Raw genomic sequence first — 19,705 nt, forward strand, 5'->3', positions numbered from 1 at the left:
CGACTAGATACCCGCGTAGACCTGCCGATACAGGTCGACGATCTGCTCGGCGGTAGGCACCACAGGATTGTTGCCCGGGCTACCCGAGGCGAGAGCCTGTTCGGCCATCAGTGGCAACAGGTCGTTCCACTTCGCCTTGTCGATACCGAAGGTCTCCGGCGTCGGAACCTCCACCTCGCGGCACAGTGTGACGATCGCATCCTGCAGCTTGCCACCGGCAACCTGATCCGAATCGCTTTCCGACGCCGCGCCCAGTGCGCGTGCACAGTCGGCGTAACGCGCCTGCGCCCCGTCGATCGAGAATGCCGTGACGGCAGGCAACAGCATCGCGTTGGAAAGCCCGTGTGCAACATGGAAATGCGCGCCGATCGGCCGACTCATACCGTGCACCAGAGCGACGCTCGCATTCGAAAATGCCATTCCCGCCTGCGTCGAGGCATGCATCATCGCCTCGCGCGCCTGCCGGTCGTCGCCGTCCCGATACGCCCGCAGCAACGACGTCCCGATCGTGCGAATCGCACTGAGCGCCAAACCGTCGGAAATGGGGTTGGCCTTCTTGCTCACGTACGCCTCGATAGCGTGGGTGAGTGCATCGACACCGGTATCGGCCGTCAAGCGTGCCGGCATCGACATCGTCAACTCGAAGTCGATGATCGAGGCGATCGGCAGGAACGACAGCCCGGGGCACAACATCTTCTCGTCCGAGGCGACGTCGGTGATGATGGTGAACTGAGTTGCCTCCGAACCACTTCCGGCCGTGGTGGGGATGGCGATGATCGGTAGGGCAGGGCCGGTCGACAGTACGGGAGCCTTGAAGTCCCGCATCGTGCCGCCCTGCACCGCGAGAATGGCCAGTGCCTTGGCCGTGTCCATCGGACTGCCGCCGCCGAACCCGATGATCGAATCGGCCGAATGCTGCTGCACCGCGTCGAGACCGGCGACCAACGAATCGGTCGTCGGATCCGGAACGGTGCCCGAGAACAATGCCGGCGTCTTCCCGGCCTCGGTCATGATCTTCATCAATCGATCTGCCGAGCCGTTGCCGGCCATGAACGCATCGGTGACGAGCAGCGGCCGTGACACGTCGAGGTCGGTCAGTACTCTCCCCAGCTCTTCGACGGCACCGCCGCCCAGCTTGAGGAACCGAGGAAACGAAATATTGGCAACCATGGTGTGCTCCTTCGCGGTCAGGCGTTTTCAGGGAAGCCGAGGTTGATGCCGCCGTGGCTCGGGTCGAGCCAGCGACTGGTGACGGCTTTGCCGCGGGTGAAGAAGTGGACGCCCTCGGTGCCGTGGGCGTGGCTGTCGCCGAAGAGGGAGTTCTTCCAGCCACCGAAGCTGTAGTACGCCATGGGAACCGGGATGGGGACGTTGATGCCGACCATGCCGACCTCGACCTCGTTCTGGAAGCGCCGTGCCGCCCCACCGTCGTTGGTGAAGATGGCGGTGCCGTTGCCGTACGGGTTCTCGTTGATCAGCGCAAGCGCGTCGTCGTAGGTGTCGACGCGGACGACGGAGAGTACGGGTCCGAAGATCTCGTCGGTGTAGATGCTCATGTCGGGAGTCACGTTGTCGATGAGGGTGGGGCCGAGCCAGAATCCGTCGGTGCCACCGTCGGGCTGGACGGTGCGGCCGTCGACGACCAGGGTGGCCCCGGCCGCTTCGCCTGCATCGACGTACGAGGCGACCTTGTCGCGGTGGGCCTTGGTGACGAGCGGTCCCATGTCTGCCCCGCGGGTGCCGTCGCCGGTGACCAACGGTGTTGTCCGTTCGGCGATCTTGGCGACGAGTTCGTCGGCGATGTTCCCGACGGCGACGAGTGCGGAGATGGCCATGCATCGTTCGCCTGCGGAGCCGAAGCCGGCGTTGACCATGGCGTCGGCGGCGAGATCGAGATCTGCATCGGGGAGTACGACGGCGTGGTTCTTCGCGCCGCCGAGGGCTTGGACGCGCTTACCGTGGGCGGTGCCGGTGGAGTAGACGTACTGGGCGATGGGGGTGGAGCCGACGAAGGAGACGGACTTGATCTTCTTGTTCTCGAGAAGTTCGTCCACGGCCACCTTGTCGCCTTGAAGGACGTTGAACACGCCGTCGGGCAGGCCTGCCTCGGCCCAGAGCCGGGCGAGCCAGATACTCGCGCTCGGGTCCTTCTCCGAGGGCTTGAGTACCACGGTGTTGCCGGCCGCGATGGCGATGGGGAAGAACCACATCGGGACCATGGCAGGAAAGTTGAAGGGGGAGATGATCGCGACGGGGCCCAGGGGCTGCCGGATGGAGTAGACATCGACGCCGGTCGACGCGTTCTCGGTGTACCCACCCTTGAGCAAATGTGCTATACCGCAGGCGAATTCGACTACTTCCTGGCCGCGGGAGATCTCGCCGAGTGCATCGGAGAGTACTTTTCCGTGCTCGGCGGTGATGATCTCGGCGAGCTCGTTCTTCCGCGCGTTCAACAGCTCTCGGAACGAGAACAGGATAGAGGTCCGCTTGGCGAGGGAGGTATCGCGCCACGCCGGGAATGCGGCTGCAGCTGCGTCGATGACCGCGCGGGCGTCGCCGCGATCGGCAAGGCTGAGCGTGCCGGTGACCTCGCCGGTAGCGGGGTTCGTGACGGGGGCGGTCCGGTTGGAAGTGCCGGAATGAGTCTTTCCATCGAGCCAGTGCGCAATGACGTCGGTCAACGTTCGATCCTTCCATTGGTGTGTCTCGAGTCTCACTTGTACGGATGCACATGTCAAAGGCCAAATGCGCAGATCGCTGTGCAGAAATGCACGCCGGCGATAGTCTCGGTGGGTGTTCAACGCAGACCATCTCCGCTACTTCCTCGAAGTGTCGAGGACCGGTCGTCTGACCGACGCCTCGCACACTCTCGGTGTGGACCACACCACCGTCGGTCGGCGCATCACGGCGCTCGAGAAATCGGCCGGGCAGCGCCTGTTCGACAGAACACCGTCGGGCTGGCGACTCACCGAGGCGGGTCGACGACTCGTCGGATACGCAGAGACCGTCGAATCGACACTCATTGCCGCGTTCGAGGATCAGACCTCCGATACCGGCTCACTGCGAGGGACGGTGCGCATCGCAGCCCCCGGACGGGTTCGGTGCATTCGTCCTGACACCGAAACTCGGCGTACTCAGAGACAAGCACCCCGATCTCGACATCGAGCTGGTCACCGCCACCGAGCACAATTCGTTGGCCACCAGGGAGTTCGACATCGCAATCACGTTGGAGCGGCCGTCGCCGAGATTCGTCGTGACTCGCAGGCTGGCGACCTATTCCCTCGGGCTTTACGCTGCCGCACCGTATCTCGCTGCGATGCCCCCTGTCGACACCGTCGAGGATCTGCGAGAACACACTCTCATTTCGTATGTCGACGCTCTGCTCGATGTCGCACCGCTGCGAATACTGGACGCCATTCTTCCCGAAGGGCGTGCACGGATACAGACCAACAACATCACCGGCCAATGGATCGCCGCGAGGTCAGGTGTGGGAATCGCGCCCTTGCCCAGTTATATCGGCGAACCGGACGCCGCCCTGACATCGGTGTTACCCGGAGTCGTATCGGTGGAGCGAACCTACTGGACTGTGGTGCCGCGAGAGCTGACCGGTCTGGCGAGGGTGAAGATTGTCGACGAATTTCTCAGATCGGTCGTGACCGACGAGCAGCATCTCTTTGCTGTGCAACAGAAACCACAGTAGATCCGCACAGTCCGAGAGTGTCGGTGGCCGTTGACATTTGGACGTTCCGATGAGACGGCCGTCTCGTGATGACGGACACACGTGACGCCGACCTCAAAGAAGTGGGAAACAGCGAACATAGGGGTAACAATCTGTTACAGACAAGTCCGCAATGGCGGATCCACCCGAAATTCTGGGGGAATCATGACACTGTTCGTAATGGCAACGGTCGGCTTCGTGGGAATGGCAATTGCACTGCTCAACGACGGAAGCGACATCGATTTCCGGGGTCGCCAGTTGGCGGGCGTGTACCGCCAGCGCTGAGTCCGCCATACCGAATTCCTGCCTCGGGTGCGCAGTTGGCAAGATTCGTGGGATGTTGACACACCCCCGAGCGGTCGGCTTACTGGTCGGCTACGGACTCGATCGAGTGTTCGCAGACCCGCAACGCTGGCACCCGGTTGCAGGATTCGGCACCATGGCCCTGCGCGTCGAACACGTCCTCTATCGCGACAGCCGGGCATTGGGCGTCGTCCATGCAGTCGCGCTGATCGGCTCGGTGACCGCACTCGGCGTCGGGTCGAGTCGCGTGGCCGGTCGTGTGGGTGCACCTGCCGAGGTTGCTCTGGTCGCGGCCGCTACATGGGCCGCGCTCGGAGGCACGTCCCTGTCGAAGGTGGGCCGGCAGATGGCGGACCACCTCGACAACGACGACCTCGAGAGCGCACGCGCACTGCTGCCGTCACTGTGCGGTCGAGATCCCGAACAACTCGACTCCGACGGCCTCGCACGCGCCGCACTCGAGTCCATCGCGGAGAACACCTCCGACGCGACGGTCGGAGTGCTGGTGTGGGGAGCACTGGCCGGGGTGCCGGGAATTCTGGCCTACCGAGCGAGCAACACGCTCGACGCGATGGTCGGCTACCGGTCTCCGAAGTATCTGCGCTTCGGTTGGGCCGCAGCACGAATCGACGACGTTCTGAACCTGCTACCGGCTCGCGTCACCGGCGTGGCGACGGTTGTCGCAGCTCCCTCGGTGCAGGGTTCGCCTGCCGGAGCCCTGAAGATGTGGCGACGCGACGCTGCGCAGCACCCCAGCCCCAACGCGGGTGTTGCGGAAGCCTCGGCTGCCGGGGCCCTAAGGTTGCAGCTCGGCGGCAGAACGCAGTACCGACACGGAGTCGAGATCAGGCCGACACTCGGTGACGGACACTCGCCGACCGCACGCGATCTTCGTCGATCGGTCGCACTGTCGAGCCGAGTGCAGGAACTGTCGGCGCTCGCGTCAGCGATTCTTGCCGTAGCGATCGGCCAAGCGAGGATCCGACGGCGTCGTCGGTCGTAACGCCGCGCGCGCCCTTGCTCGCTTCTCGCGGCGTGTGGGCAGCGTGAATTCTTCTTCCTCGTCGGGACCGGCCTCGTCCTCGGGCTCGGTGTCGGGCTCGCCGGACATCGCGTTCGCGAGTTCGGCACGCGAGTTGCGACGTTCCCGTATCTCCGCCCGGGCGAAATAGGCCAGACCCAGCGGTGCCATGATGCCGAATGCCAGCCACTGCAGACCGTAGGACAGATATGGGCCTGCGTCGGTCTGTGGCAATTCGATCAGGCCGAGACCGCCCGGCTGAGCGTCGTCGAGCTGTAGGTATCCGTCGATGGCATCGACTCCGACCGCTGCGCCGATCTGTTCCGGGTTGATGTTGTAGACCTGCAGCCGACCGTCGTCCTCGATGGGCTCGCGCGAGGTGCCCTCGGCTTGGCGTACCCGTGCGTTCAGGGTCACTTCACCGGCGGGTGCCGCCTCGAACTCGGGCGCTCTGGTTCCCTCCACCGGCAACACGAACCCGCGATTGACGAGCACGGTTGGCCCGCCGTCGATCACGAACGGGGTGATGACCTCGTATGCGGGCTGATCACGGATGCTACGCAGCCGCACGAGGACATCGGAATCTGCGACATAGGACCCGGGTGCGATGACCCGACGCCACTCGTCCTCGGCCGGGAACCCGTCGGCGGTGAGAACGTCCGAGATCGGCACCGGGTCCGCGTCGACGGATCGGGTGATCAGATCGTTGCGCTCGGACGTCGAGGTGTTCTTCCCCAACTGCCACGGAGCGAGCACGCTGAAGCACAGGAACGCGAACGCCAGCACCACCGCAGCCAGCACCAACCATTTGGGTCGCAGCAAGAACGCTAACTTTCGCACTCCACCACGGTAGCCGGGTCAGCGAGAGAGTCGCGACCGTGCCCAGTCCAGCATGCCGGGAACGGCACTTTCGATCTGCTCGCGCACCTCGGTGAACGCCGAATCGGACGAGTAGTACGGATCGGCCACCGACGAGTCGTCGGCATCGGGATCGAACGAGCGCAGCAAGGCGACACGATCTGCCGGAGCACCGAGCTGCAGCAGGGCGCGAGCATGGCCGGTATCGAGCGCGACGATCAGATCTGCCGCCAGATGATCCGGCCCGACCTGCGCCGCCTCGTGCTCGCTGTCGTATCCGTGGGCATCGAGCTCGGCGACGGTTCGTGGATCTGCGCCGTCGCCCACATGCCAACCTCCGGTCCCGGCGCTCGACACTCGCACTGCATCGCCCAGACCGGCGTCGCGCAGATGCCCCGCGAAGACCTTCTCGGCCATCGGTGATCGGCAGATGTTGCCGGTGCACACGAACGTCACGTGCAGTGGCTCGCTCACTGCACGGCCGCCGTGTTCTGCTCCAGCACGGTGGCCAGTTCATCCATGCTCGACGCGGTGAACGCGGCGTCGTCGCTCTCGCCGTCGACGCCGTAGCCCCATTCCACGTACACCGTGGGAATGCCGAATCGAGCGGCACCGTGCACATCGTGGTCACGATCACCGATCATGATCACCCCGGCGGTGCCGCCGTCCGCGGACTCCACCGGGTCGATGCCGAGGTTGGTCAACGAATGCGCGATCACATCGGACTTCGCCCGACGGGTGCCGTCGTTGCTGGCACCGCCGATGAACTCGAAGTACCGCGACAGGCCGAAGTGGTCCAGAATCCGAACGGCGAATCGCTCCGACTTCGACGTCGCCACACCGAGGCGAACGCCGCGATCCTGCAATCGCGTCAACACCGACTCGATACCGTCGAACGCGGTGTTCTCGGCCCAGCCCCGCTCGTCGTAGCGCTCGAAGTACGCCGCCAGTGCACGCTGCGCCGCATCCTCGTCCAGGCCGAGACCGCGCAACGTGTCGATCAGGGGCGGTCCGACGACCATCGACAGCTGTTCCTCGGTCGGTTCGGGGGCGTCCACCGACGCCAATGCATGACGAAAACCGGCATGAATTCCCGGTGCGGAATCGGTCAACGTCCCATCGAGATCGAACAGGACAACGGACGCGGGAACATCGACAGACATGGTCGAAGCCTATCGGTGCGGGCTGTTTGGTGACGGCGCGGCTACGCTCGTCGCGATGTCCGACACAGCTGCAGATCCCGATGCGCTACTCCGTCACCACGGAGACGTCGAGGTCGATTCCGGATTCGTCGACTTCGCCGTCAACGTGCGGGGCGACGGACCGCCGGCATGGCTTCGCGATCGGCTGGCCGCGGCACTGAGTTCGTTGGGTTCGTACCCGAGCACGGCCGCCGACAAGGCCGCACGAGAACAGGTGGCCGAACATCACGGCCGCTCACCGGACGAGGTGCTGCTGCTCAGCGGTGGGGCCGAGGGTTTCTCGATGCTGCCGCGGCTCGAGCCCCGGCTGGTGGCGACGATCCACCCGTCGTTCACCGAGCCCGACTGGGTGCTGGAGCAGGCGGGCATTCCGGTGCACCGAGTGCTCCTGCCGCCACCCTTCGAGCTCGATCCGACGCTCGTGCCCGACGCCGCCGACCTGGTGATCCTCGGCAACCCGACCAACCCCACATCGGTTCTGCATCCCCGTGAGGCGGTACTGAGTCTGCGTGGATCCGGACGCATGCTGGTGATCGACGAGGCCTTCGCCGACGCAGTGCTCGGGTCTGGGGAATCGGTCGCGTCGCAGAGCCTGGACGACGTGCTGGTACTGCGCAGCCTGACGAAGACGTGGGCGCTGGCGGGATTGCGATGCGGATATGCACTGGGCCACCCCGACGTCCTCGCGAGGCTGCAGTACGGCCGCGCGCACTGGCCCCTGGGGAGTCTGCAGCTCGAAGCGATCCGCGCCTGCACCGAACCGTTCGCCGTCGATCAGGCACGCGCCGAGTCCGAGCGCATCCACCGCGAACGAACCGCGATGACCCCGCGACTCGAGGCTCTCGGCCTCGACATCACCGGCCCGGCCCGCGCGCCCTTCCTGCTGCTGCGCGTCGACGGTGCCGATCTCGTTCGAGAACGCTTGCGCACGATGGGTATCGCGGTGCGGCGCGCAGACACGTTCCCGGGGCTCGACCGTCACTACCTGCGCGTCGCGGTACGGGACTCGCAGCAGGTCGACATACTGGTGGACGCGTTGAACACCGTTCTGTGAGGAGAGCAGCGAACATGGCAGTGACACTGGCGGACGTCATCGAGGTACTCGACGACGCGTACCCACCCCGTCTGGCGGAGAGCTGGGACTCGGTGGGCCTGGTGTGCGGAGATCCCGGAGCTGTTGTGCAGCAGGTTGTTTACACCGTCGACGTTACCGAGGCAGTGGTCGACGACGCCATCGCCTGGGGTGCCGATCTGATCGTCGCCCACCATCCCTTGCTGCTCAAAGGCGTCGACACCGTCGCGGCCGACACCGCGAAGGGCTCGGTGATCCATCGCCTGATCAAGGCCGACTGTGCGCTGTTCACCGCCCACACCAACGCCGACTCCGCCGATCCCGGCGTGTCCGACGCACTCGCGTCCGCGCTCGGGGTGATCGACACCAGGCCACTCGACCCCATTCCTTGTCCCGCACAAGACAAGTGGCTGGTCTTCGTGCCGACGTCCGACTCGGCCGCGGTGCGACAGGCCTTGTTCGACGCCGGAGCCGGACAGATCGGCGATTACAGCGAAGCGAGCTGGCAGAGTCCGGGTCTCGGTCAATTCCGTCCGGGCCCGAACGCACACCCGACGCTCGGTGTTCTGGGAGAGGTGCACACCGAGGCGGAGGATCGCATCGAAGTTGTTGCCCCCAAAGGCATACGTGCTCAGGTGCTTTCGGCGATGCGTCGGGCACACCCCTACGAGGAGCCCGCGTTCGACGTCTTCGAATCCGCGGCTCTACCGTCGTGCACCGGCCTGGGCCGCATCGGAAAGCTGCCGAGTCCGATGACACTGGCCGAATTCACCGAGGTCGTCCGCGAGGCGTTGCCCACTACGACGTGGGGAGTACGCGCTGCAGGAAACCCTGAGGCCACGGTCTCGGTGGTTGCAATGTGCGGGGGAGCGGGTGACTCGTTCCTTTCCACGGTGGCGCGCACCGACGCCGATGTGTACGTCACCTCGGATCTGCGCCACCACCCTGTCGACGAGCATTTGCGCGCGGGTGGCCCCGCCGTGATCGACACCGCGCACTGGGCCTCGGAGTTCCCGTGGTGCGAACAGGCGCGCAGCATCGTCGACGCCGCATTCGGTGACACGGACGGGTGGAGCAGCCGGGTCACCGAGGTCCGTACCGACCCGTGGACGCTGTGACCATCGAACCCCGCGACCGGCGCTCGGAGCCGATCGGACATTCTCGCCTTCGAGCAGCCGGTAGGGTGATCGGAACCAACTTCCATAGTCGCAGGAGTCATCAAGCGTGAACGTCGATCCCAAAGTCCAGGCCTCGCTGCTCGAATTGGCCGGTGTGGATACCGAACTCTCGCAGATCGCCCACCGCCGTAAGAGCCTCCCCGAGCAGCAGGAGGTGGACAAGCTCGAGACCGAGCGCACCACCCGCAAGGACGCAGCGGTGACGGTGCAGATCTCGATGGACGACCTCGATCGGGACATCCGCAAACTCGAAGGCGAGGTCGACGCAGTTCGGAAGCGCGAGGCCCGCGACAAGAAGATGCTCGAGAGCGGCACGATCGCCCCGAAGCAGATGACCGAACTGCAGCACGAGCTCGGTAGCCTCGAACGTCGCCAGGGCATCCTCGAAGAGGAACTGCTCGAGGTCATGGAACAGCGCGAGGCCAGTGAGCGAGACCACGAGCACGCCGGCGCGCAGCTCACGCAGATCGAAGACGAATTGGTCGACGCCGGCCGCCGTCGCGACGACGCCGTCGCAGATCTCGATGTCGCCGAGAAGCGCAGCGCCGAGCGCCGCGAATCGTTCGCCTCGGGATTGCCCGCGGATCTGCTTGCGCTCTACGAGAAGCAGCGAGCGCTCACCGGCCGCGGTGCGGCACTGCTGCAGGCTCGCCGATGTGGAGCGTGTCGCATCGAACTCGATCGCAACGAGATCGCGGGCATCGCCAACAAGCCCGCGGATGCTCTCATTCGTTGCTCCGAGTGCAATGCAATCCTGGTGCGCACCAAGGAATCCGGAATTTGAGTCAGGTATCGAGGGTCGTTGCCGAGGCCGACGGTGGATCGCGTGGGAACCCCGGGCCCGCTGGCTACGGCGCAGTGGTGTTCAGCGCCGATCGCTCGCAGGTTCTGGCCGAGCGTCGGGCGTCGCTTGGCGTGGCCACGAACAACGTCGCCGAGTACAACGGCCTGATCGCAGCGTTGAGCGCCGCACGCGACGTCGGGGCTCGTGAGGTCGCGGTCCGCATGGACTCCAAGCTCGTAGTCGAACAGATGGCCGGGCGCTGGAAAGTGAAGCACCCGGACATGATTCCGCTTCAGCGAAAAGCGGCCGAACTGGCCCGCGGCTTCGATTCCGTCACCTACGAGTGGATTCCGCGCGCGCAGAACTCGCACGCCGACGCGCTGGCGAACGAGGCGATGGACGCAGCGGCCGAGGGCGTGGACCTAACGGAATTGCCCGATGCCGAGCCGGTTGCGAAGAAGGCCGAGTCACCCGGGTGGACCGGTGCGATGGGGGAGCCGACCCGCCTGCTGCTGTTGCGTCACGGCCAGACCGCCATGTCGGTCGACCGGCGATACTCCGGCCGCGGCAATCCCGATCTGACCGACCTGGGACAACGCCAAGCCGATTCTGCCGCAACGGTTCTGGGCTCGCGAACCGATATCGACGCCATCGTGGCCTCGCCGCTCGCGCGCGCCCAACAGACTGCCGCGGCGACAGCCGCCCGTCTCGGATTGCCTGTCACCACCGTCGACGGCCTCATCGAAACCGACTTCGGCGACTGGGAGGGACTGACGTTCACCGAGGCCATGGAACGTCACCCCGAGGGCCACAAGGCCTGGCGCGGCGACACCTCCGTCGCACCGCCGAACGGGGAAAGCTTCGACGCGGTGCGCGTGCGTATAGAAGCGACCCGCGACCGGTTGCTCGCCGAGTACGCCGGAAAAACCCTTCTGGTGGTCACCCACGTGACTCCGATCAAGATGCTGCTGCAACTCGCACTCGACGTCGGACCGTCGCTGCTGTATCGACTGCACCTCGACCTCGCTTCACTGAGCATCGCCGAGTTCTACCCCGACGGCGGGGCATCGGTTCGATTGGTCAACGACACGTCGCACCTGGCTTAATCGAACAGACCCGTCCGCAAGTCGACCAAACAGTGGCGATGCGAAGTTTGCTGCAATGGCGTGCCGGTTGTTTAGGAATTCCTCGATACGTCCAGTCGAGTCTTCCCGCATCCGATGAAGTCCCGACTCTCTCCTCAAGGGCAAACATGGCCACGAACGCCGTTTGACCTGCTAGCCGATAGCTAGTGACGGTCCGTGAGCATCGATCTTGGACGCGTCGAAGGGCCTGGAGTCAGGAGATCGAGCACATCTTGACCGAAATCAATGATCAAGGAATAGGCTAGTTGATGTATTGCGCCGCATCCGCTATTCCTTCCGAGTAAGACCCTCTTTTGCAAGCTCTTCTTCACCGTATTTGGTTACCTTATCGATGAGCGCTTCAATGCTGTCGCTTGATTTGTGCTCACTCACGGCACGCTGCAGGCCACGTGCGCCGGCGTCCCGCCTACGTTGCGCCCTGGCGACCTCGGCGGCTTGATCGTGAAGCGGGAGTTGATCTCGCAGCAGTTTTACGACCTTCGATCTGAGCTTGAACAGAGCTTGGCGGTGATCTTCGAGATTGGCTGCCCAGCTTTGCACCTCAGTCCCCGACGCTGTAATCCTCGGCGTGTTGAACGTCTCGTGAGCCAGCTTTCTAAACAGCTTTTCGGTCGTTTCCACATGATCTAGTACCGGGCCCACGTCGGTAAGGACCCGGGCGTACATGATTCCCGCATCGGCCTTCGACGATGCGTTCGCCGCATCCGCCTTTGCACGGCCCAACTCGTCCAGCTTCGACGGTGGCGACGCAATCCCCGAGGTCGTAATCGTGGCTACGCGTGTTGCCCGAAAAATTTCCATGGTGGTATCGAATTCGTCGAGAGCTGCCCACATGTCGGCAATCGCCTTAACATTTCCACGGCGGTGGGTATAGACCCGGTCCGACACAGTTTTGGTTTGAGAGTCCTCAAGCGCTCTTTCTGACAAAATATACGACCGTCGTGATTCTTCGAGGGCGCTTGATGAGATGGACGCGGAGCGGCGATTCGATGTAAGGGCAACAATAACCGCGATTGCAGTGAGCAGCGCGGCAACCCAACCCGAAAGAACACCCAGCTCGACCTGCCATCCCCACCATCTGTTCACAATCCCGGATATGACCGCAGCCCCGAAACCAGTAGTTAACGCCAGAACGCCGAGAATCTGGACGGTGCGCGAACCGGGATGGGAGGGACGGCCTGAGATTCTGTTCAGGGCTTCCTCGATGGACCTCCGTTGCCTGTGCATGTCAGCTAACCGGTCTTCACCGTTTTCGGCCTTTGAAGGTTCTGGGCCATCGTTAACGGACATGCCAGGACGCTATCCGATTAGTTCATTGTGTGGGTAGTGTCCGAAGCTCTAGCGCCTGCTACGACATCTCTCGTCAATTTTGGTCGCCTCTCCGGGCTACCTGACCGAAGTTGTAGTCGAGGCGCTCGCTCTTCGGTCATCGCACAAAAACGGGACCGCTTGGACTTTCATGCATTCTTTGTCCGTATGGATACACGCTGCAGCCGCTGGCTGGACTCGCAGGCTAGACCTGCAGGGCGAGCCACAGGCCCGCCACGGCACCGACGATCGTCAGCGGCGTCGTGATGACGCCCAACACGGTGAAGGTGCGCAGGTCTGCCGGTTCGTCATTGGCCGATGCGACGCGTCGCCACAGCATGATGGCCAGCGACCCGACGTAGGTGAGATTGGGGCCGAGGTTGACCCCGATCACCATGGCCAACAGCAGTGCCGGGGGAGCATCGGCACCGAACGCTGCGAGCAGCAGCAGCGTCGCGGGCAAATTGTTGACGATGTTCGACGACACCGCCGCGATGGCTGCGGCGGCCAGCAGCGAGGCGAAGGTGGTGTCGGACGGCAGGATTCGCGTCAGCCAGTCTCCGATCGGGCCTGTCGTGACGCCGAGAACGACGATGCCGAGCAAGAAGACGAAGCCACAGAACGGCAGATCGGCACCGCGCAGAATGGCACGTGGCGTGGTGCGCTGAGCTCGAAGTGCCGGGATCGCGAGTGCAATCGACCCCACCGCCGCCACCCAGAACGGTTCGATATCGAACAGGCCTGCCACTGCGAAGCCGATGAGTGTCGCGGCGAGGATGGCGAGAGTGGACCGCGGTGCGGGAACGTCGTCGGCGCTCTGCTGGGTCGAGTTCTCCTGCGGTGCGGTGGTGCGGGTCAGATCCTTGCGGAAGAAGATCAGGAACACCGCCAACTCGATGGCCACCGCGAATATCCAGGGCAGTGCCATCAGAGCGGTGAAGTGCAGGAAGGTGAGTCCGGTCGCCGCGAAGGCGAGGAGGTTGGTCAAATTCGACACCGGCAGCAGCGTCGACGCCGAATTGGACAGGTGCGCAGTGGCGTAACTGTGCGGGCGCGGCGACATGCCCAGTATCCGAGCTGCACCGATGATGGCCGGCGTCAGCAGAACCACGGTGGCGTCGAGACTGAGGACTGCCGTGGTCGACGCCGCCGCAGCGAACACGAGTGTCAACAGTCTGCGGGGGCTGCCCTTCGCGCCTCGTCGTAGCTTCGCCGCTATCCAACTGAACACCCCGAGCGCATCGGAGAGATGCGCCAGAATCAGGATGAATGCCAGAAACACCACGGTCGGAGCGAGTTCGAGTACTTGCTCTCGTGCGGCGTCGAGGCTGACGAGACCGACGAGAAGAACGATCGCCGCAGCCGGAAGTGCAGCGACGATCTCGGGGAGACCACGAGGTCGCACGATCGCGAAGACGAGAACAGCAGCGACCAATACCGCGGCGAGAACTGTCACGCGAGAATCTTCACGAGCGTGCGAACGTTTCGAGTGGTGGTCGTAGCCTTGTACTTGGCTTTTGCCGTGGCTTTCCCGAACTTGCTGTCGGTGGTGCTGCCCTTGCGCACCTCCCAGTAGAGCACGCTGTTCCCCTCGGCGATCCTTTCGAGGTCGGGGTTGAGTTCGTCTGCAAGAGCGGACAATTCGGTCAAATGGCTATCATCGCTACCGAACACCACATAAGGATGCCAGCCTTCTCGTTCGGCGTCGAACGGGTAGGACTCCACGATCACCCGAAGTGTCGCCACGTCCAGTACGACAACCCAGGCCTGGTAACCGAACGCCTGGGCCAGCGTGTTCTCCACCTGTGCCTTCACCGCGGAGGCAGGCGATGGGGAGTCCAGCAGGACATTGCCGGTCGCCAGAACGGTACGCACATCGGTGAAGCCGGCCGAGGCCAAAGCTTCACGGAGATCGGCCATCTTGATGTTGATGCCACCGACGTTGATGCCGCGCAGCAGCACGACCCATTCGCTCATGGGAGGAACTGTAGTGAAGTGCTCGCCGATCACCCTTGAGTAAGTAGTTAGTAACCAGTAACTTTACGACCATGACGCAGCGCGAACGCATGACCGGACCTGACCGTCGCGAGCAGATCCTGCGGATCGCAGCGGACGAATTCGCCACGGCCGGACTCCACGGCGGTTCGACCGAGGCGATCGCCCGCACAGCCGGGATCACCCAGGCGTACATCTTTCGAATATTCGGAACCAAGAAGGCGCTGTTCTCCGAACTGGTCGTCGCGTCCTTCGATCGGTTGGCAGACGGAATGCGCGAAGCGGCGGGTACGGACAACGGGCAACAGGCGTTGGCGTCGATGGGGGAGCGCTACTACACCATGCTCGAGGATCGAACCTCACTGTTGCTGCAACTACAAGGGATCGCTGCATGTGGCGATCCCGAGGTCCGGGACGCGGTGCGGGCAGGCTTCGGTCGGATGTGGAACACCGTCGCGGAGGTCACCGGGCTCGACGCGGTGACCGTCAAAGCATTTCTCGCGTTCGGCATGCTGCTCAACACGGGTGCGGCCCTGCAGATCGACGACATCGACGCACCATGGGCGAACGGAGTGGGCACTCGCATCCACGCCGGATTGTTCGACCACATCACGAGCGATACGAACCGATGACCGCCGACGCCGAGTGCAGCGACTCGCGACTGCTCGTGCCTGCGTTGGTGTTCATCGGAGTGGTCGTGGCCGCCGTCGGCAGCCTCGGTGCTCCGTTGATCACCAGTGTTGCAACCACATTCGATGTCTCGCTGTCGAGTGCGCAGTGGACGTTGACGCTGGCCTTGTTGACAGGTGCCGTGACGACGCCGCTGCTCGGCCGGCTGGGATCCGGTCCGCATCGGCGGGCGGCGATCCTCGGGACACTCGGCATCGTGTCGATCGGAGGAGTGCTCACCGCACTCCCGCTGTCCTTCGCCTGGTTGCTCCTCGGCCGAGCGGCACAGGGAGTGGGGCTGGCTCTTACCTCGATGCTGATGGGGGTTGCGCGAGATCATCTGTACGACAAAAGGTCTGCGTCGACCATCGCGCTGTTGTCGATCGCATCGACGGCAGGTGTCGGCGTCGGGTACCCGTTGTCCGGGCTGCTCACCGAGCACGGTGGAATTCGCGCCGCCTACGGATTCGGTGCTGCGATCACCGTCCTTGCACTGCTTGTGGCCCTGAGAGTCATTCCTGCTGCTGCGCAAAAACATTCGATGCGGATCGACGTCCCCGGTGCAGTGCTGCTTGCGCTCGTTCTGTCGATGGTCCTGATTCTCGTGAGCGAGACGGCGCTGTGGACGAGCTATCCCTGGTGGGCGGGAGCGATGGCCACAACTGCTGCCATCGCAGCATATATCTGGGTGCGGATCGAGATCGGAAGCTCGGCACCCCTGGTCGACCTTCGCTTGCTTCGCCACCGGTCCGTGGTCGGTGCGAACAGCGTTATGTTCCTCGGCGGTATCGGAATGTACCTGCTGCTCACCATCGTCACGCGATACGCACAGACGCCGTCCGGTGCCGGATACGGCTTCGGGCTGGGTGTGTTCGCCGCCGGACTCGTTCTGGTTCCTTTCTCGGTATGCGGCTTCCTGGCCGGCAAACTTGTGCCGTCTGCGTTGCGTCGGGTGAGTCCCGCCGGCACGCTCACCATCAGTGCCTTCATCGTCCTCGCCGCGCTGGCTTTGTTCGCCACCACCCGCACCGGTCTGATGGAACTCTGCATCGCGATGTCGATCCTGGGCTTCGGTGTCGGGAGTTTTTCGGCGGCGATGCCGACCGTCGTTCTCTCGGTGGTTCCGTCGGGGGAGACCTCCAGTGCCATGAGCGTCAACCAGGTGGTGCGCAGTGTCGGGTTTGCGTTCGGTAGTGCGATCGGTGGTCTGGTTCTGGCCGGCGGAACGAATGCCGGTTCTGCCTTTCCCACGGAAGGGTCCTACACGTCGGCCGCCTGGGTCGGCATGGCCGTCACCGCTGCCGCGGCCGTCGCGAGCGCAACCATTTTTCGCAGGCGGGGAGTCGCCGGTCCCTCGATGCGAGCCGAGTAGAGTACGCAACTGCGAACGAGTTGGCCGGACGGCTGCGGCTCGGAGGACCGGCGAACGAGTGTCGTCGCGCTTCGAGCCGAGGAAAGTCCGGACTCCACAGAGCAGGGCGGTTGTTAACGGCAACCCGAGGTGACTCGCGGGACAGTGCCACAGAAAACAGACCGCCTGCGGATCGGTTCTTCGGAATCGAACTGCAGGTCAGGGTGAAACGGTGCGGTAAGAGCGCACCAGCATCCCAGGTGACTGGGATGGCTAGGTAAACCCCGCCCGGAGCAAGGTCGAAGGCTGCATCGCGCAAGCGGTGCAGCTGCGCAGGTGCTCGAGGGCTGCTCGCCCGAGCCTGCGGGTGGACTGCTCGAGGTACCCGGCAACGGTGTGCCCAGATGGATGGTCGTCCAGTCGAACCTGCGAAAGCAGGAACGGCAGACAGGATCCGGCTTACAGGCCGACTCGTTCGCACCCACTATTTCTCCCGCAGTTCTCCTGCGGCGTCGCTCCATGGGGCACACTGGAAGTCATGACCGACGACGACACCTCCTGGTACTACGACATCGCCGCCAAGCAGGTCGTACAGGGCAAGCAGACCAACGCCCTCGACCGCATGGGCCCCTATCCGGACAAGGCCACCGCGGAGCAGGCGCTGAAGATCGCCGCGGCTCGCAACAAGGCCGCCGATTCCGACGACGACTGGAACAACTGACGGTGCTGCTCACCCGGCTGAGGGCTCCGGGCTTCGACTTCGAGGCCATCAGATCCGAGTTCGCGCTCACCGAAGCTTTCGACGAAGACGTGATGCGCGAGGCGGTCGAAGCCCGAGACCTGCACGCCGACAGCAGAATCGACCGCACCGACATCCCGTTCGTCACCATCGACCCACCCGGCTCGAAGGACCTCGACCAAGCCGTACACATCGAGAAGACGTCCAACGGATTGGTGGTGCACTACGCGATCGCCGACGTGGGCGCACTGGTGATGCCAGGGGGAGCGCTCGACGCCGAAACCCGTCGACGCGGCCAGACGTTCTACCTCCCGGACGGATCGGTGCCGTTGCATCCACGAGAGCTGTCGGAGGGTTCGGGCAGCCTGCTGGAGGGGCAGACCCGCTGCGCGGCGCTGTGGACCATCGAACTCGACGACGTCGGCGAGGCGGCCGCATGGACGGTGACCCGCGCGCTCGTTCGATCGACCGCCCGGCTCGACTACGCCGCAGTGCAAGCCGATGTGGACGCGGGGACACCGCACCCGTCCATCGCAGCGCTGGCCGAATTCGGGGCCCAGCGCGCAGCTGCAGCCAGACGGCGCGGAGCCGTCGACATCACCCTGCCCGAGCAGGAAGTGGTGCCCGACGGGCAGGGCTGGCGCATCGTCCTGCAACCACGCACCGCGGTGGACGGTTGGAACGCGGAGGTATCGCTGCTGACGGGAATGTGCGCCGCCAGAATCATGCTCGACGCCGGAATCGGCATCGTGCGCACCCTGCCGCCTGCCTCGTCCGAATCCGTGGACACACTGAAGAAGACGGCAAAAGCACTCGGAATCGACTGGCCTGCAGGCGCATCCGCCGGATCTGTGCTGGCCGGCCTGCCCGCCGACGAGCCGTCGACGCTGGCGATGATGACCCAGGCGACCGGTTTGCTGCGCGGTGCGGACTACCTCGCGTTCGACCGAACAACGAACCCTGTGGACAGTGACGCATCGGTCGAGCATTCGGGAATCGGTGCGCCGTACGCCCACGTGACGGCACCGCTGCGTCGGCTGTCCGATCGTTTCGCCACCGAGGTGTGCCTCGCCGTCGTGGCCGGAGCGCCGGTACCTGACTGGGCGGCGCAGGCATTGCCGGAGTTGCCCGCCACCATGCGCGGATCGGATTCTGCGGCGTCGAAAGTGGACCGCGCCTGCATCGACCTCGCCGAAGCGCACGTACTGAAAGATCAAGTGGGCGGGGAGTTCTCGGCGGTCGTGCTGCGCGGTGCCGAGGGGAAGCGTGACGCCGAGGTGTTGGTGTCACAGCCGATCGTTCTCGGAAAGTGCGACGGAGAACCGCCCGCGGGGGAGTCGGTGAAGGTACGGTTGACCCGGGCCGACACCGACTCTCGCACAGTCCGGTTCGACTACCCGGCCGTCACTGCCTGAAGCGATCCGTCGCCTCGACGAGGTGATGCACGATGCCGGGCTCGGCGGCCGAGTGCCCGGCGTCGTCGACGATCACCAGATCGGCACTGGGCCAGGCCTTGTGCAGCGCCCACGCGCTCGTTGCCGGGCACACGACGTCGTAGCGGCCCTGCACGATGACACCCGGAATGCCGTCGAGCAGGTGGGCGTCACGTAGCAGTTGATTCTCTTCGAGAAAGCAGTTGTTGCGGAAGTAGTGGTTCTCGATACCGGCGAACGCCAGGGCGAACCGCGCATCCGAGTTGTCCTGCACTGCATCCGGTTTGGGCAGCAGGTAACTCGTTGCCGCCTCCCACGTAGACCACGCCACCGCGGCTCGCGTCGCGGCCTCGTGATCGTCGGACATCAGCTGCCGGTGGTATGCCTCGACGAGATCGCCGTCGCGCTCGTCCTCCGGAATGGGTTCGAGAAACTTCTCCCACAGATCGGGGAAGATGTGGCCTGCCCCGCCGCCGTAGTACCAGTCGATCTCCGACGGCCGCACCAGGAATATCCCCCGCAGTACCAGCCCCCGCACGCGATCGCGATGCGATTGCGCGTACGCCAGCGACAGGGTCGAGCCCCAGGATCCGCCGAAGACCAACCACGTGTCGATACCCAGGTGCTCCCGGAGCTTCTCCATGTCCGAGATCAGGCGGTGGGTGGTGTTGACCGACAGATCGGCTCCGTCGGCTATGTGCGGGGTCGATTGCCCGCAGCCCCGCTGATCGAACAACACGATTCGATAGGCCTGTGGGTCGAAGTACCGGCGCTGCAACGGATTGGTGGCACCGCCCGGACCGCCGTGCACGAACACCACCGGCGCACCGTCGGGGTTGCCCGAGACCTCCCAGTAGATCTTTTGGCCGTCACCGACCTCGAGGTGTCCGGTCTCGACGGGCGCGATCTCGGGGTAGAGGGTCCGCATC

18 protein-coding genes, 1 other RNA gene and 1 pseudogene are annotated in these 19,705 nt (G+C 64.4%); 11 read left to right on the forward strand and 9 right to left on the reverse strand.

All coding sequences use genetic code 11. The features are described 5' to 3' along the window. Nucleotides 1–3: 3 nt before the first annotated feature. Entirely contained in the window at nt 4–1,170 is a 1,167-nt protein-coding gene (locus tag R4P57_RS19740; protein ID WP_317804538.1) for an iron-containing alcohol dehydrogenase, read from the reverse strand. Nucleotides 1,171–1,187: 17 nt separating this feature from the next. Next, the gene (locus R4P57_RS19745; RefSeq protein WP_317804539.1) at nt 1,188–2,681 is read right to left on the reverse strand and encodes a CoA-acylating methylmalonate-semialdehyde dehydrogenase; all 1,494 of its coding nucleotides are present in this window, start codon (nt 2,679–2,681) and stop codon (nt 1,188–1,190) included. A gap of 112 nt (nt 2,682–2,793) precedes the next feature. On the opposite strand from R4P57_RS19745, the pseudogene R4P57_RS19750 reads away from it, so the two are divergent. Together R4P57_RS19750 and R4P57_RS19755 are read left to right on the forward strand one after the other, a co-directional pair. After that, a pseudogene (locus tag R4P57_RS19750) lies at nt 2,794–3,700 on the forward strand (LysR family transcriptional regulator). Between the two features lie 355 nt (nt 3,701–4,055). Further along, nucleotides 4,056–5,024, forward strand: coding sequence for a cobalamin biosynthesis protein (locus R4P57_RS19755; protein ID WP_317804541.1), 969 nt, complete (start codon nt 4,056–4,058; stop codon nt 5,022–5,024). Here the strand turns inward: R4P57_RS19755 and R4P57_RS19760 are convergent. Genes R4P57_RS19760 through R4P57_RS19770 form a run of 3 tightly spaced genes read right to left on the reverse strand, consistent with a single transcriptional unit; the run spans nt 4,965 to nt 7,063 of the window. Continuing rightward, nucleotides 4,965–5,882, reverse strand: coding sequence for an SURF1 family protein (locus R4P57_RS19760; protein ID WP_317804542.1), 918 nt, complete (start codon nt 5,880–5,882; stop codon nt 4,965–4,967). The two genes, R4P57_RS19755 and R4P57_RS19760, sit on opposite strands and share 60 nt — an antisense overlap. A gap of 18 nt (nt 5,883–5,900) precedes the next feature. Beyond that, nucleotides 5,901–6,374, reverse strand: coding sequence for a low molecular weight protein-tyrosine-phosphatase (locus R4P57_RS19765; RefSeq protein ID WP_317804543.1), 474 nt, complete (start codon nt 6,372–6,374; stop codon nt 5,901–5,903). Continuing rightward, nucleotides 6,371–7,063 (reverse strand): HAD-IA family hydrolase, encoded by a 693-nt coding sequence (locus tag R4P57_RS19770; RefSeq protein WP_317804544.1) that lies wholly within the window; start codon nt 7,061–7,063, stop codon nt 6,371–6,373. The genes R4P57_RS19765 and R4P57_RS19770 overlap by 4 nt, the downstream gene beginning before the upstream one ends. Before the next feature lie 55 nt (nt 7,064–7,118). Between R4P57_RS19770 and cobC the strand changes: the two genes are divergently transcribed. The 4 genes from cobC (at nt 7,119) to R4P57_RS19790 (ending at nt 11,242) form a co-directional block, all read left to right on the forward strand. Further along, nucleotides 7,119–8,156 carry an Rv2231c family pyridoxal phosphate-dependent protein CobC gene (gene cobC, locus R4P57_RS19775; protein WP_317804545.1) on the forward strand — a complete coding sequence of 346 codons (1,038 nt, stop codon included), beginning with the start codon at nt 7,119–7,121 and terminating at the stop codon, nt 8,154–8,156. 14 nt (nt 8,157–8,170) lie between these two features. Then, entirely contained in the window at nt 8,171–9,292 is a 1,122-nt protein-coding gene (locus R4P57_RS19780; protein ID WP_317804546.1) for a Nif3-like dinuclear metal center hexameric protein, read from the forward strand. A gap of 106 nt (nt 9,293–9,398) precedes the next feature. Continuing rightward, a complete protein-coding gene (locus R4P57_RS19785; RefSeq protein ID WP_317804547.1) occupies nt 9,399–10,136 on the forward strand; it encodes a zinc ribbon domain-containing protein in 738 nt (245 codons plus the stop codon). Further along, a complete protein-coding gene (locus tag R4P57_RS19790) occupies nt 10,133–11,242 on the forward strand; it encodes a bifunctional RNase H/acid phosphatase (protein ID WP_317804548.1) in 1,110 nt (369 codons plus the stop codon). The genes R4P57_RS19785 and R4P57_RS19790 overlap by 4 nt, the downstream gene beginning before the upstream one ends. A 306-nt stretch (nt 11,243–11,548) precedes the next feature. Here R4P57_RS19790 and R4P57_RS19795 read toward each other — a convergent pair whose 3' ends face one another. The 3 genes from R4P57_RS19795 to R4P57_RS19805 all read right to left on the reverse strand — a co-directional run bounded on the left by R4P57_RS19795 (nt 11,549) and on the right by R4P57_RS19805 (nt 14,566). Next, on the reverse strand, nt 11,549–12,571 hold the full coding sequence (locus R4P57_RS19795) for a hypothetical protein (protein WP_317804549.1): 1,023 nt from the start codon (nt 12,569–12,571) through the stop codon (nt 11,549–11,551). A gap of 223 nt (nt 12,572–12,794) precedes the next feature. Then, a complete protein-coding gene (locus R4P57_RS19800; RefSeq protein ID WP_317804550.1) occupies nt 12,795–14,045 on the reverse strand; it encodes an SLC13 family permease in 1,251 nt (416 codons plus the stop codon). Next, on the reverse strand, nt 14,042–14,566 hold the full coding sequence (locus R4P57_RS19805) for a DUF1697 domain-containing protein (protein ID WP_317804551.1): 525 nt from the start codon (nt 14,564–14,566) through the stop codon (nt 14,042–14,044). Before R4P57_RS19805 ends, R4P57_RS19800 begins: the two co-directional genes overlap by 4 nt. Before the next feature lie 71 nt (nt 14,567–14,637). Between R4P57_RS19805 and R4P57_RS19810 the strand changes: the two genes are divergently transcribed. The 5 genes from R4P57_RS19810 (at nt 14,638) to R4P57_RS19830 (ending at nt 18,758) form a co-directional block, all read left to right on the forward strand. Then, on the forward strand, nt 14,638–15,216 hold the full coding sequence (locus R4P57_RS19810; RefSeq protein WP_317804552.1) for a TetR/AcrR family transcriptional regulator: 579 nt from the start codon (nt 14,638–14,640) through the stop codon (nt 15,214–15,216). Further along, nucleotides 15,213–16,625 carry an MFS transporter gene (locus R4P57_RS19815; RefSeq protein ID WP_317804553.1) on the forward strand — a complete coding sequence of 471 codons (1,413 nt, stop codon included), beginning with the start codon at nt 15,213–15,215 and terminating at the stop codon, nt 16,623–16,625. Before R4P57_RS19810 ends, R4P57_RS19815 begins: the two co-directional genes overlap by 4 nt. A gap of 16 nt (nt 16,626–16,641) precedes the next feature. Then, nucleotides 16,642–17,082: RNase P RNA component class A (gene rnpB / locus R4P57_RS19820), an RNA gene on the forward strand. 60 nt (nt 17,083–17,142) lie between these two features. Then, nucleotides 17,143–17,325, forward strand: a complete 183-nt coding sequence (locus R4P57_RS19825; protein WP_317804554.1) for a hypothetical protein — start codon at nt 17,143–17,145, stop codon at nt 17,323–17,325. Nucleotides 17,326–17,327: 2 nt separating this feature from the next. Next, on the forward strand, nt 17,328–18,758 hold the full coding sequence (locus tag R4P57_RS19830) for an RNB domain-containing ribonuclease (RefSeq protein WP_317804555.1): 1,431 nt from the start codon (nt 17,328–17,330) through the stop codon (nt 18,756–18,758). Here R4P57_RS19830 and pip read toward each other — a convergent pair. Further along, the gene (gene pip / locus R4P57_RS19835; protein WP_317804556.1) at nt 18,748–19,704 is read right to left on the reverse strand and encodes a prolyl aminopeptidase; all 957 of its coding nucleotides are present in this window, start codon (nt 19,702–19,704) and stop codon (nt 18,748–18,750) included. The genes R4P57_RS19830 and pip overlap by 11 nt on opposite strands. Nucleotide 19,705 lies beyond the last annotated feature (1 nt).

Origin of the sequence: Rhodococcus sp. IEGM 1330 (assembly GCF_033142445.1) — a bacterium.
Lineage (GTDB): Bacteria > Actinomycetota > Actinomycetes > Mycobacteriales > Mycobacteriaceae > Rhodococcoides.

Coding starts and splice junctions, on each gene's coding strand:
- R4P57_RS19815 (WP_317804553.1), top strand. CDS start 15,213: ATGACCGCCGACGCCGAGTGCAGCGACTCGCGACTGCTCGTGCCTGCG.
- R4P57_RS19755 (WP_317804541.1), top strand. CDS start 4,056: ATGTTGACACACCCCCGAGCGGTCGGCTTACTGGTCGGCTACGGACTC.
- R4P57_RS19810 (WP_317804552.1), top strand. CDS start 14,638: ATGACGCAGCGCGAACGCATGACCGGACCTGACCGTCGCGAGCAGATC.
- pip (WP_317804556.1), bottom strand. CDS start 19,704: ATGCGGACCCTCTACCCCGAGATCGCGCCCGTCGAGACCGGACACCTC.
- cobC (WP_317804545.1), top strand. CDS start 7,119: ATGTCCGACACAGCTGCAGATCCCGATGCGCTACTCCGTCACCACGGA.
- R4P57_RS19805 (WP_317804551.1), bottom strand. CDS start 14,566: ATGAGCGAATGGGTCGTGCTGCTGCGCGGCATCAACGTCGGTGGCATC.
- R4P57_RS19740 (WP_317804538.1), bottom strand. CDS start 1,170: ATGGTTGCCAATATTTCGTTTCCTCGGTTCCTCAAGCTGGGCGGCGGT.
- R4P57_RS19770 (WP_317804544.1), bottom strand. CDS start 7,063: ATGTCTGTCGATGTTCCCGCGTCCGTTGTCCTGTTCGATCTCGATGGG.
- R4P57_RS19795 (WP_317804549.1), bottom strand. CDS start 12,571: ATGTCCGTTAACGATGGCCCAGAACCTTCAAAGGCCGAAAACGGTGAA.
- R4P57_RS19825 (WP_317804554.1), top strand. CDS start 17,143: ATGACCGACGACGACACCTCCTGGTACTACGACATCGCCGCCAAGCAG.
- R4P57_RS19780 (WP_317804546.1), top strand. CDS start 8,171: ATGGCAGTGACACTGGCGGACGTCATCGAGGTACTCGACGACGCGTAC.